Consider the following 13,243-nt stretch of genomic DNA (forward strand, 5'->3'; position numbering starts at 1 on the left):
TAAAACTAAAAACCATATGTGGTGTTTGTATATCTATACACCCCTATGAACATGAAGACTATAAAATAAAGTTACGATTGTGATAAAGAGTACAACGGTGATCAAAGACACCTTCATCACTTTTATAACTTCTATAACTATATAACAAATAATATACATATGAACGCAAATTATTTTTGGATCAGTATCTCGAGCATAATACTATCCACAACCACTATATCAGCACAGGTCAAAAACACAAAAACAGAAACCTTCCACATTAATGGCAATTGTGGTATGTGCAAAGCGACCATTGAGAAAGCTGGGAACAAGAAAAAGGAATCTGAAGTAACTTGGGATGCTACAACGCAAAGTGCAAATATTAGCTACGATGCGGAAAAGACATCTGCAGATGCTGTTTTAAAACGTATTGCTCTAGCAGGGTATGATAATGAAAAGTACCTAGCGCCGGATGACACCTATGCTAAATTACATGGCTGTTGCCAATACGATAGAACGTTGAAAGGTAAAGAAGTTGCTCCTGCGACCTCGCAACATACAGACCATAATTCGAAGCAACACGACAACCATACACAACACAGTACGAATAAACAAACAATGGCAGAAGCGAATAAGGAGAAAGGATTCGAAACCATCATAACACCTTATTTTGAACTCAAAAATGCCCTTGTAAATTCAGATCCAAAAGCTGCTGCGACGCAGGCAAAAAAGATCCTCTCAGGTATAGAAGCTTTAAAGATGGAATCTTTAACAGATGAGGCACACCAAGTCTGGATGAGCAATATGAAAGAGATTACTACATCTGCTACCAAAATATCTACCAGTCAGGACATCGCAAGCCAACGTCAACATTTTGCAGCATTATCCTTAAAAGTTTATGCACTTGTAAAAGCTTCCCCGTTAGACAAGCCTATATATTACCAAAACTGTCCTATGTATAATGAGGGCAAAGGAGCCAATTGGTTGAGTTTAGAACAAAATATTAAAAACCCTTACTATGGCTCTAAAATGATGACTTGCGGTAGTGTACAAGAGAAAATTGACTAATATGATACTACGAAAGATCAAGATAACCCTGTCCATACTGCTCGCTTTAATCACTTTTGCACAGGCGCAGCAGACCGTGACCTATCATTTATACCTTCAAGATACCGTTGTAACATATGGAGGAGTTAAAAAAAGAGCGATTGCGGCAAATGGTCAAATCCCTATGCCGACATTGGTATTTACGGAAGGTGACACAGCCGAAATCATTGTGCATAATCAACTGAAGGAAAGTAGTTCGCTACACTGGCATGGGGTATGGCTTCCTAATCGAGAAGATGGAGTCCCTTTTCTCACCCAGATGCCGATAGCTCCTGGGACTACATACACCTATCGTTTTCCGGTAATCCAAAATGGAACATATTGGTATCATAGTCATTCAGGCTTACAGGAACAAATCGGAATGTACGGATCCATCGTCTTCAATAAGCGGAAAGGAGATCCTACATTTCGAAAGGGTATCGACGATATCCCGACCATATCCGTAATGCTCAGCGAATGGACCAATACCAAACCAGAGACCGTACAGCGTATGCTCCATACGGCCAATGATTGGCCGGGCATCAAGAAAAATACCGTACAGAGCTATGCAGAAGCAATAAAAGAAGGTCATTTTAAAACAAAAGTAACCAATGAATGGAAACGCATGGAGGCAATGGACGTAAGTGATGTCTACTATGAACAGTTCTTGATAAACGGACAGCCTACAAGCCAACTCAGTCAGTTCAAAGCGGGAGATCGTGTACGCTTGCGGATAGCTAACGGGGGAGCTTCCTCTTACTTTTGGCTGACCTATGCCGGCGGAAAAATAACTGTAATTGCAAATGATGGCAACGATGTCGAGCCTGTCGAAGTAGACAGACTAATTATAGGGGTATCAGAGACATACGATATTATTGTCACTATTCCTGGAGAAAACACCTCTTACGAGCTCGTCGCTACTGCGGAAGACCGCTCGGGATCTGCATCGCTCTTCGTCGGAAATGGCATCCGGCAATTAAAAGCCCCATTACCGCGACTACGCTATTTTGAGGGGATGAAGATGATGAACGATATGATGAAAATGAATGGCGACATGAATGACATGGGCATGCAGATGAGTTTACAAAAAATGGACATGAATGCGGTCATGTATCCCGAAGTAGCCACATCTTCCCCCAACAACGCATCCGAGCATCAAGGACACGACATGCATAATAGTAGTGGTGATATAGTAACCCTCAATTACGGCATGCTAAAAGCAACGGAGAAAACAACACTTGATGCGAATGCCCCCGTTAGAGAACTTAAGTTTGAGCTAACGGGAAATATGAACCGCTATGTCTGGAGCATGGACAATAAGATAATGTCGGAAACAGACAAAATTCCTGTCAAAAAAGGAGAAGTCCTCAGAATCACACTATACAACAATTCGATGATGCGGCACCCTATGCATCTCCATGGTTTCGACTTTAGGTTGATCAATGGCCAAGGAGATTATGCGCCCATGAAGAATGTCATGGATATCATGCCTATGGAAACCAACATTATTGAATTCGAGGCCAATCGTGAAGGAGATTGGTTTTTCCATTGCCATATCCTGTACCATATGATGGCAGGAATGAATCGCGTATTTGAGGTGGGAAATTACAACAACCCCTTGCTTCCAAACAAAGAAAAGGCTTATAAGACACTACAAAAAGAAAGTAACATGATGCACTTCATGGCCCAAAATGACTTTGCTACCAACGGAAATGATGGCGACGCCATGTTGCAGAATTCCCGTTGGAGTTTAGGAACAGAATGGCGCTTGGGGTATAATGATATGCATGGCTATGAAGTCGAAACCCACCTGGGAAGATATATTGGTAAAATGCAATGGCTTATGCCTTTCGTTGGCTTCGATTGGCGCTATCGCAGAATGGGCGAAGATGAGCATGAGAAAAATATGTTTGGTCAGGTAAACAAGAAAGACAATAGAAGTGCTATCAGTTTAGGAGTAATGTATACCCTACCCCTATTAATCAATTTTCAGGCAGAGGTGTACCATGATGGTATAGCCAGACTCTCCTTAATGCGGGAAGACATTCCGCTTTCCAGAAGGCTACGAGGCGGGTTCATGGTCAACACCGATAAGGAGTACATGGTAGATCTTAGGTATATACTCCATAAAAACCTTGGAATTCGCACGCATTATGATAGTGACATGGGATTTGGTGTAGGTCTCGCGGTCAACTACTAAAAACAACAACGATGAAACAAATTCGCTATTCGGTTAACGGGTAGCGAATTTGTTTTTTATGATTCGCTATACGGACAACTAAAAACCTATTTTCACTATTTTTGTTTTTAGTATAACAAGGCTTTCTAATCAAGTCGACTAAAACAACAACAGATGAACAAGACGTTATCAGCAAAAGCTTCAATTCAGATTCAGAAGCCCATAGAACAAGTTTTTGATGCTATCATTTCTCCAGAAAAGATGAATCACTATTTTATCGAACACGGCACCGGGCAGCTAGAAACCGGTAAAACCGTTCAATGGAAATTTCCGGAATTTGAAGATAAATTTCCGGTAACAGGCCAACAAATCAATCAAAATGAATATATTTCTTTTGACTGGAGCGGTGGTGCCGAAGGCATGTTAGTAGAAATATTCTTAGAATCGCAAGCAGACGGTAGCACGGTCGTTCGTATCAAAGAAAGCCAGATGACGGCAGATGAAAGCGGTATCCAGCAAGCGATCGGTCAGACCGAGGGATGGGCCAATTTTTTAGCCTGTCTAAAAGCCTACTTGGAATACGGCATAAATCTTCGTACAGGCGCTTTTGATTTTATGAAGAATATCAAGTAAGCAAGCCATCCCGATTACTTAAACACAAATACGATGCAGACATCTTTCTCTTCCATAGATGAGTACATTCACATCTTTGATAAAAACACTCAACAAACACTTGAAGAACTCCGTGAGATTATTCGCGATGCAGCACCAAATGATGCCAAAGAGACAATCAACTACGCCATGCCTACCTATCGTTGGCATGGTAATCTTATACATTTTGCGAAGTTTAAAAACCATATAGGAATATATCCTGGTCCAGCAGCAATAGAGGCTTTGGCAGACAAATTAACTTCATTTAAAACGACCAAAGGCGCTATCCAGATACCATTGGACCAAAAACTACCTCGAGAATTAATCACCGATATCGTCCATTTCAATACAGATCTACTTAAATACAAGCAGGGGCCTACCTGGGATGCTCATCGTGACAAGTGGATAGACTGTGAAGAATTTATGAATCAGCTTATCCTACAAACCGAGCTAAAAAAAGAATTCAAATGGGGAACCGACATCTACACCCTCAACGGTAAAAATGTAATAGGTTGGGCTGGCTTTAAAAATTTCTTCTCGCTTTGGTTTTATAACGGTGTTTTTTTAGAAGACCGAGACAAAGTACTGGTAACTGCATCCGAAGGGAAGACGAAGGCCTTGCGACAGTGGCGCTTCAAAAGTGTTCAGGAAATGGATTCGCAAAAAATACGCAGCTACATTGATGAAAGTATACAGACCATAAAAGACGGTAAAGAGATAAAAATTGAACGAACACCAGTTCAACCGCCGGACGGATTTTTTAAAGAAGCATTAGAACAGAATAGTAGTTTAAAGCAAGCTTTCGATAATTTGACTCCGGGAAAACAGAAAGAATATATAGCTTACATCAACGAAGCAAAACAGGACAAAACAAAACACACTCGAATGGAAAAAATAACGCCTCTGATTTTGGATGGCAAAGGACTACACGACAAATACAAACGTTAATATAATTCTTGTCTTGTGTCAAGTATAGTCTCATATCCATATCCTATATTTAATAGCGGATTGATAAGGTATTGATTCATCAAACAAGAAGGCACGATGCTATTGCCCAACGGTGTCAATCTATTTCAACAATCACACAATATGACCATATGAGTAAAAACAAACCCAAACATGGACAATTTTATTGGACAGACCTCACTGTAGATAAGCCTACTGAATTAAAGGAATTTTATAAAACATTATTTGGATGGCAAGAAATCGGAGTAGCGATGGAAGATGGCGAAGAATCGTATGAAGACTATGCAATGGCAGTTGATACAGAAACTCCCGGAGGTGGAATATGTACACACCGGGGAGTCAATTCAGGTATTCCACCACAATGGATTCCCTATTTTTTTGTCAATGATGTAAAAGAAAGTCTTTCCACTTGCCTACAACTCGGAGGCATACTACTAAAAGATAGTAAAAAGAAAGACGGCAGCTTCAACTATGTGATTGTCAAAGATCCACAGGGAACCGTCTTTGGAATGGGAAACATGTAGATATAAGGATTATGAAAAATTTAAAAACGCTATACTATACAAGTACAATACAGGCCCCTCCACAAAAGGTGCACCAAATAATGTTAGCACCGGAAAGCTATAGAGACTGGACTTCTTTCTTTAGTCCAGACTCTGACTTTAGGGGCGACTGGTCCGAAGGTTCAAAAGGATATTTTACAGCAAAAGATGAAACCGGGCATGAAGTAGGTTTAATAGCACGTATTGACAAGAATATACCTGGAGAGCTCGTGACCATAAGACATATCGGCATCTTAGGAAAAGATGGAGAATTATATGAAGGCGAACAGGTAGATGGATGGAAAAACGCGTATGAAATCTATAGATTCCGTGAGATCGAGGGAGGGAACACCTATCTTCTTTGTTCCGTAGAAGTTGATAGCGAAGAGTACGAGAAGATGTTTGAAGATATTTGGCCCAAATCTTTGGCTCGATTAAAAGAACTCTGCGAAAAATAAATTTAAAATGGCTAAAAATAAAACAGAATATACAGACGAAGACGTCATTGCCTATATTGAAAAGGTTGAAAACGTTCAAAAAAAAGCCGATAGTTATCGACTTATAGAACTTATGGAGGAAGCCACAGGTCAACCAGCAAAAATGTATGGCCCTTCGATAATTGGATTTGGCAACTATCATTACAAGTATGCGAGTGGTCACGAAGGCGAGGCTCCTCTCCTGGGCTTTTCCCCACGCAAAGCAGCCATTTCACTTTATGTTTTCACGGGGGCAGATGAACATACCTATCTTCTAGAAGGATTGGGAAAATTCACGATGGGCAAGGCTTGTATCTACATTAAAAAACTAGACGATATAGACGAGGAAAAACTAATCAGAATGATGACAGCCTCTATAAATTTTATATCGGAAAAATACAATAGGCTCTCATAAATAAGAAATACGCATATTTAGCGAAGCACAGGAACCCATGAGTATTCTATCCCGACTAGTCGGGACAAATTAATGACAGATAAAAAAAGTTATACACATATGAAAACCATATTATTCTACCTTTTTTTAATCGGCATGCCCTCAATCGTATCGGCACAAATAAACTGGCTTAAGGTACTCCCGGGAACTTGGAAAGTAGAACAAAAAGAAAATTTCGAACATTGGGATATACTTACTGACAGCTCCTTAAAGGGATTTTCTTATTCGAACCGAGGTAATACATTAGATATCGCCGAGTATTTAGCACTAAATAAACAAAACGAACGATGGCTGTATGAAGCAAGTGTTATCGGCCATAACAATGGTCGTACAATAAAGTTTGATGGGGAGACAAAAGACAGCACATTGTCCGTTACGAATCCAACACATGACTTTCCGAAACTTATTTCCTATAAATACATCAATGAAAATAAGATTCTGGTAAGTATTTCGGATGCCGGGACTAAATCGACATCGTACTTCTTGGAACGACAGACGTCACAAAGTGATGGTAAAAACACACAGTTTGACGAGGCTCTTGCTAAATCATTGGGAGCCGATTCATACGGAATAAAATCCTATTTCCTCGTCATCTTAAACACAGGTAAAAATTCATCAACAAATACCGAAGAACGAAAAAACAGCTTTTCGCAACATCTAAAAAATATCCAGAAATTAGTTGAAGAACAAAAACTCGTAGTCGCAGGTCCTATTGCAAAAAATGACAAAAACTATAGGGGTATTTTCATCTTCCATAACCTCACAAGCGAAGAAGAGCTTAGGAATATTTTACAATCCGATCTGGCCATCAAAAACAACTATCTGGATTATACAATTTACACTTGGTATGGATCGGCAGCGCTACCAATATATCTCGAAACCGCCCTTAAGATATCAAAAGAAAAGCCATAGAATACCGACGAATCTGACCTGGCCAAATAAAAAAGGGGCTTTCAAAAATGAACGCCCCTTTTTTATTTTCTGATCTACTTCAGATTATCACGGTATACCTTTGCCTTTTTAAGTTCAGTCTGTATATCTTTACGAGCCGAATCATAAGAAAGCACTTTTTCATAATCAGTCACCGCCTTATTGTATGCTTCTGTAGCTGCGACTTTGTTATAATTATCCGTACCAGCTGTTCCTTTTAAAATCCCCAAATCACGGTAAGCTACCGCCCTATTTTGATACAACTTAGCATCATTTGCATTCACAGCAATAGCCTTTGTATAATCTCCGACTGCGGATTGAAGCAACTGCTCTTTTTGTGTATTTGAAAGCTTACTCTCTTTAGCAACTGCCAATGTATTATTAGCTTTGGCTTTATAATAATAAGCATTTGCATTCTTCGCATCCAATGCAACAACCTTACCAAATGAAGTTACAGCCTTTTGGAAATCACCCGATTGAAATTGAGAGTACCCTAATAGATAAAGGACATCTGGATCTTTGGACTCTGTAGGCATTGCTTTTTCTAAATGAGAAACTGCAGATTTGAAATCACCTTCAAGCAGTGCTTTCTGTCCCAATCTCACATTTGGGTTGCTATGTTCTTGTTGTTGCTGCGCTTGAGCCGTTAATGTCATCAAGGCTAAGGCTAATGCCGACATCCCCAACTTTAATGATCTCAATTGATTATTTGCAATTTTAATATTCATATCCTTGATTTAAATGTTTCTACTATACGTGTTAGAGTAAAAATGCCACAATAAGTTTAAGCCATCAACAAATACTTATAAACATTTCCACAATAATACATTTTCTTTTATTTTTACATTAACCTACTTTATCAAAATGCTGTCATAAATCCAAAACTTTATGACTATTTAGCAGGTTTCATAAGGAGTACAGCATAAATAATACCACTTTTTACAATTGGCATTCAGCTTGCATTATAAACATTCATAATCCATAACGGAAAAAGTACACCTAAAGTCTGACATGTTGTCGGATTTTAAACAAAACAATATATGAGCAAATTTGACACATTCGACTTCAACCAGGCTATTCCAATAATTAGTGAAGACACCGAATTCTTCCCCCTATTAAGCCCACAGGATGAAGACGAAATGCGAAACGAAGATATACCTGAAATCTTATCTATTCTCCCTTTACGTAACACCGTATTGTTTCCGGGAGTTGTGATTCCGATTACTGTTGGCCGGGATAAATCTATAAAACTCGTAAAAGAAGCCTATAAAGGGGATCGCACTATTGGCGTTGTCTCACAAAAAGACATGTCCGTAGAAGATCCAGGCTTTGATCAGTTAAACAAAATCGGAACCGTTGCCAATATCATTAAGATATTGCAAATGCCCGATGGAAATACGACGGTAATTATACAAGGGAAACAACGTTTTAAACTTCAGGAACTGGTTCAATCGGAACCTTATATTAAGGCTAAGGTCGAACGCTTCGCCGAAGAAAAGCCCAAAACAAGCAGTAAAGAATTTAAGGCTTTAATTTCTTCCATTAAAGAGCTAGCGTTACAAATTATACAGTTGTCTCCAAATCTTCCTTCAGAAGCCGGAATCGCAATTAAGAATATTGAAAGCCCCACGTTTTTAGTGAATTTTATATCCTCTAATCTGGCTTTAGAGCTGGCAGCCAAACAGGATCTATTGGAACTAAAAGACTTTGTTAAACGTGCTAAATTATTGCTAGAACATCTAACAACCGAAGTACAGATGTTGGAACTAAAAAACCAGATCCAAAACAAAGTACGCATTGATTTAGATAAACAGCAACGGGATTATTTTTTAAACCAGCAGTTAAAAACAATCCAGGAAGAGTTAGGAGGTAATACCCCTGACCTGGAAATAGAAGATTTAAAGAAACGTTCTAAAACTAAGAAATGGCCTGAGGATGTCAAAAAACACTTTGACAAAGAATTAGAAAAACTAGCGCGGATTAACCCTGCTGCTGCGGATTATTCCGTACAGCTCAACTACTTAGAGTTAATGCTAGATCTGCCTTGGGGAGAACTCACAAAAGACAAGTTTGACTTAAATAGAGCGGTAAAAGTACTAGACAAAGATCATTACGGTCTAGATAAAGTTAAACAACGTATTGTTGAATACCTAGCTGTTTTGAAACTTAAGAACGACATGAAAGCGCCTATACTTTGTCTCGTAGGCCCTCCAGGGGTAGGTAAGACATCATTAGGAAAATCTATCGCCAAAGCATTAGGTCGTAAGTATACCCGTATGGCCCTAGGAGGAGTACGTGATGAAGCTGAAATCAGAGGACACCGTAAGACATACATTGGTGCTATGCCGGGACGTATTATTCAGTCGCTTAAAAAGGCAGGAACTTCTAATCCTGTGTTTGTACTGGATGAAATCGATAAGATTGGTTCTGACTTCAAAGGAGATCCATCTTCCGCATTACTAGAAGTGTTAGACCCCGAACAAAACACACATTTCTATGACCATTATGTAGAAATGGAATACGACTTATCGAAAGTCATGTTCATTGCTACAGCCAATTCACTGAGCACCATCCAACCGGCACTACTGGACCGTATGGAAATTATTGAAGTGAATGGTTATACGATAGAAGAGAAAATCGAAATCGCAAAGAAACACCTTCTTCCTAAGCAGCGCGAAATGCATGGGCTTCAAAGTAAGGATGTGACATTAAATAATAAGGTGATCGAAAAGATCATTGAAGAGTATACACGCGAATCTGGTGTGCGTGGTTTAGAAAAAAAGATAGGTTCGGTAGTACGTGGTATAGCGACCAAAATCGTTATGGAAAAACCACACACAGCGAGTGTCAACGCAGATGCTATAGAAGAGATACTAGGAGCACCTATATTTGACAAAGACATCTATGAGAATAATGAAGTCGCAGGTGTAGTAACCGGATTAGCTTGGACAGCAGTTGGTGGTGATATTTTATTCATAGAATCTAGTCTTAGCCCAGGCAAAGGTAAACTTAGCCTCACAGGTAATCTTGGTGACGTGATGAAGGAATCTGCAGCAATAGCTATGGCCTATTTACGCTCGCATGCCGAAGAATTTGGTATCGATTACCGTGCCTTTGATAATTGGGACGTTAATATACATGTTCCTGCTGGAGCCACGCCTAAAGATGGACCTTCTGCAGGTATTACTATGCTTACAGCACTTACCTCTTTGTTTACCCAACGTAAGGTCAAAGAAAAACTGGCTATGACGGGAGAAATCACCCTACGCGGTAAGGTTCTACCGGTAGGAGGTATAAAGGAAAAGATATTAGCTGCAAAAAGAGCCAACATCAAAGAGATTATCCTTTGCAAATCCAACGAGAAGGATATCCTAGAGATCAAAGAAGACTATGTTAAAGATATGAAGTTCTACTACGTATCCGAAATGTCGGAAGTCATTGATCTCGCACTATTAAAAAGCAAAGTCAAACAGGCTAAAGACATTAATAGATTCAATACAGATCCTGCAAAAAAACTTTCATGATCCGCCAGCTCGCAGATCATGAAAGTTCTTAATGTCCGTTGCATACAGACAATATAAAAAAGCATCATTTTACCAAATGATGCTTTTTTGTTAAAAGTTAAAACTTAATTGGCCCGCATCCGATAAACGTTCCTTACCTCCAAAGGGAACCTTTAGAAACATATCGTACTGTTTTATATCAGGGTTAAAAACGCGAATAAATACCGAATCGCAATAGAAATCTAAATCAATCTCCTTCAGGCTATTTTTGGCGTCTTTAATAGCCACCTCTTCCAGCTTACGCCCTATCGATAAATGGGGTTCTTTAGAAATAGCTTTTAACGAAAATCTATCTTTCAAAGCATCAATAACGACTGCCGAACGCTGGTTAAAATAGTATTTGGACTGTACTGTTGGTGCAATATAGTACGTATAGGTGTCGCCATGCCGAAAAATCGAATAATCATTAAAATAAACATGTTGGGCATGTTCGTACTGTAGCTTTTCTACAAGCAGACTAGCAATTCTACTCAACTCGTCCCGAGTAGTTTCAAACTCGCATATCGTAACATGTCCCGCTGAGTTACAGCTCGAATACCAGCCAATCACCGATTTAAGAATTTCCTTTAGATTTTTAATTTTTGCATTAACACTTTCACAAGGTACAAATGCCAAAGATACCTTTACACTTTCCATCGCCTACAATTTATGGTCCTTCCTAAAGATAACAAATAAAACCATAACACCCCAGTTAGACAGTATTACTTAATTGCCTCAGAAACCTCTATCGGCAAGTCTGATTCAAGTACACCAGCCCCATCCGCAAATACTGTCCTGTATTTTTCCGCACGTTCTTCTTTGTTTTTTAGCTTATCGTAGGTCGGTGCTGTAGAAATCATACACAATACGCCCTTCTGATTAAAAAAATCATACATGGCCTGATTAGTGGATTTTATCTCAGGGCCAATGTATACAATCATCCTATCATACGGAAGGCCTGACCTTATTAAATCATCCAGAGCCTTCTCATCCTTGATATGCATAGACATATACTGTTCAGGATTTTTTCCCAAGTAAAACTTAGCCTGCTCAACCGTATGAACAGTAACCCACACCCAAGCATAAGCATTATGCTTACGGATGATTTCGGCTGTCATCTCCAAAGGAAGATCCTTTTTATCAAGATTTAAAATGGTCTTCCCTTTAGCCCACTTTATCATTTCGTCCAACGTATTAATACGATAATTCGTCGGCTTGCCAGCATGGTCTTTCAAGCGGAGCTTTTTTAGCTCTTTCCAGGTATAATCAGATACTTTGCCCTTCCCCGTTGTAGTACGATCCAATGTAGCATCGTGCACCATTACAACTACCCCATCTTTCGTAAGCCTAGGATCCACCTCAAAAATAGCCGGGGTATGCTTTAATACTTCGGTCATTCCCGCTATTGAATTTTCAGGCAGCCCCAGTTCAACAGTACCCCGATGACCGGATATTATTTTTTTACCTTTACTATATCTGAAATAGTCATGCATTTCTTTTACACTTTCAAAGTTCAGCGTGTGTAGATTTTGCGCATGAGCTGAACTTAATGACAATACAATAAGGGTTGCAATAATAAGGCTTTTCATTGAATTAGATTTTTCTGCAACAAATCTAAACATTCTATTTTAAGGAACTGTTACCAGTCTATTTAGTTTCGATAAATACTTTAGCAAAAACAAAAGGTATTAAAAAAAAAGGAACCCTATTGGGTTCCTTTTAATATCTAACAAATCGATAGCGATTTAAAACTAAACTATTTTACAGCGTCAATGACTGCTTTAAAAGCATCAGGATTATTCAACGCTAAATCAGCTAAAACCTTACGGTTTAAACCGATATTCTTAGCATTCAATTTACCAATCAACTGAGAATAAGAAATTCCGTGTTGACGTGATCCTGCATTGATACGCTGAATCCATAAAGCTCTGAACTCGCGTTTTTTGGTCTTACGGTCGCGGTAAGCGTACTGTAAACCTTTTTCTACTGTATTTTTAGCAATAGTATATACTTTGCTACGTGAACCGAAATAGCCTTTTGCTAATTTCAAGATTCTTTTTCTTCTTCTTCTAGAAGCTACTGCGTTAACCGAACGTGGCATATTTATAAAAATTTAATTTGGTAAAAGGTGTTACGTTTTTCAGCAATCTTACAACCCTATACCCGGTCAAAAAATATTGTTTATTTAACTTAACTCTGCGAACTATTTACCGATAGCTAACATACGTTTAACATTACCTAAGTCTCCATCAGAAACATAAGTTGTTTGTGTTAGATTACGTTTTTGCTTCGTAGTCTTTTTCGTTAAGATGTGGCTTTTGTAAGCACTTTTTCTTGCAATCTTACCTGTTCCAGTCAATTTGAAACGTTTTTTCGCACTGGAATTGGTTTTTACTTTTGGCATAATACTTATTATTTATATCAATCTGTTAGAATAC

14 protein-coding genes are annotated in these 13,243 nt (G+C 39.0%); 9 read left to right on the plus strand and 5 right to left on the minus strand.

Going from position 1 to position 13,243, the window contains the following annotated elements:
* Positions 1-159 precede the first annotated feature (159 nt).
* From B5X76_RS05925 to B5X76_RS22145, 8 genes are all read left to right on the plus strand, one after another.
* Positions 160-1,047: a DUF3347 domain-containing protein gene (locus B5X76_RS05925; RefSeq protein ID WP_079642129.1), complete on the plus strand. Its 888-nt coding sequence runs from the start codon at positions 160-162 to the stop codon at positions 1,045-1,047.
* A gap of 1 nt (position 1,048) precedes the next feature.
* Complete coding sequence (locus B5X76_RS05930) at positions 1,049-3,265, plus strand: multicopper oxidase family protein (RefSeq protein WP_079642131.1); 2,217 nt, start codon at positions 1,049-1,051, stop codon at positions 3,263-3,265.
* Positions 3,266-3,418: 153 nt separating this feature from the next.
* Positions 3,419-3,877 carry an SRPBCC domain-containing protein gene (locus B5X76_RS05935; RefSeq protein ID WP_079642132.1) on the plus strand — a complete coding sequence of 153 codons (459 nt, stop codon included), beginning with the start codon at positions 3,419-3,421 and terminating at the stop codon, positions 3,875-3,877.
* Positions 3,878-3,910: 33 nt separating this feature from the next.
* The gene (locus tag B5X76_RS22140) at positions 3,911-4,843 is read left to right on the plus strand and encodes a DUF1801 domain-containing protein (RefSeq protein ID WP_079642134.1); all 933 of its coding nucleotides are present in this window, start codon (positions 3,911-3,913) and stop codon (positions 4,841-4,843) included.
* Between the two features lie 149 nt (positions 4,844-4,992).
* A complete protein-coding gene (locus B5X76_RS05945; RefSeq protein WP_079642135.1) occupies positions 4,993-5,385 on the plus strand; it encodes a VOC family protein in 393 nt (130 codons plus the stop codon).
* Between the two features lie 11 nt (positions 5,386-5,396).
* A complete protein-coding gene (locus tag B5X76_RS05950) occupies positions 5,397-5,861 on the plus strand; it encodes an SRPBCC family protein (protein ID WP_079642137.1) in 465 nt (154 codons plus the stop codon).
* A gap of 7 nt (positions 5,862-5,868) precedes the next feature.
* Positions 5,869-6,294 (plus strand): DUF1801 domain-containing protein, encoded by a 426-nt coding sequence (locus B5X76_RS05955; RefSeq protein WP_079642138.1) that lies wholly within the window; start codon positions 5,869-5,871, stop codon positions 6,292-6,294.
* A gap of 99 nt (positions 6,295-6,393) precedes the next feature.
* Positions 6,394-7,245 carry a YciI family protein gene (locus tag B5X76_RS22145; RefSeq protein WP_217699624.1) on the plus strand — a complete coding sequence of 284 codons (852 nt, stop codon included), beginning with the start codon at positions 6,394-6,396 and terminating at the stop codon, positions 7,243-7,245.
* 74 nt (positions 7,246-7,319) lie between these two features.
* Here the strand turns inward: B5X76_RS22145 and B5X76_RS05965 are convergent, their stop codons facing one another.
* Positions 7,320-7,991: a tetratricopeptide repeat protein gene (locus tag B5X76_RS05965; protein ID WP_079642140.1), complete on the minus strand. Its 672-nt coding sequence runs from the start codon at positions 7,989-7,991 to the stop codon at positions 7,320-7,322.
* Positions 7,992-8,303: 312 nt separating this feature from the next.
* Between B5X76_RS05965 and lon the strand changes: the two genes are divergently transcribed.
* Entirely contained in the window at positions 8,304-10,787 is a 2,484-nt protein-coding gene (gene lon / locus B5X76_RS05970) for an endopeptidase La (RefSeq protein ID WP_079642141.1), read from the plus strand.
* 90 nt (positions 10,788-10,877) lie between these two features.
* Here lon and B5X76_RS05975 read toward each other — a convergent pair whose 3' ends face one another.
* The 4 genes from B5X76_RS05975 to rpmI form a co-directional block, all read right to left on the minus strand.
* A complete protein-coding gene (locus tag B5X76_RS05975; protein ID WP_079642143.1) occupies positions 10,878-11,462 on the minus strand; it encodes a 2'-5' RNA ligase family protein in 585 nt (194 codons plus the stop codon).
* Positions 11,463-11,527: 65 nt separating this feature from the next.
* A complete protein-coding gene (locus B5X76_RS05980) occupies positions 11,528-12,394 on the minus strand; it encodes a glycerophosphodiester phosphodiesterase family protein (RefSeq protein ID WP_079642144.1) in 867 nt (288 codons plus the stop codon).
* A 167-nt stretch (positions 12,395-12,561) separates the two neighbouring features.
* The gene (gene rplT / locus B5X76_RS05985) at positions 12,562-12,906 is read right to left on the minus strand and encodes a 50S ribosomal protein L20 (protein ID WP_079642146.1); all 345 of its coding nucleotides are present in this window, start codon (positions 12,904-12,906) and stop codon (positions 12,562-12,564) included.
* Positions 12,907-13,008: 102 nt separating this feature from the next.
* Positions 13,009-13,209: a 50S ribosomal protein L35 gene (gene rpmI / locus B5X76_RS05990; protein WP_079642148.1), complete on the minus strand. Its 201-nt coding sequence runs from the start codon at positions 13,207-13,209 to the stop codon at positions 13,009-13,011.
* Positions 13,210-13,243 lie beyond the last annotated feature (34 nt).

It is taken from the genome of Sphingobacterium nematocida (assembly GCF_900168125.1).
Taxonomy (GTDB): domain Bacteria; phylum Bacteroidota; class Bacteroidia; order Sphingobacteriales; family Sphingobacteriaceae; genus Sphingobacterium; species Sphingobacterium nematocida.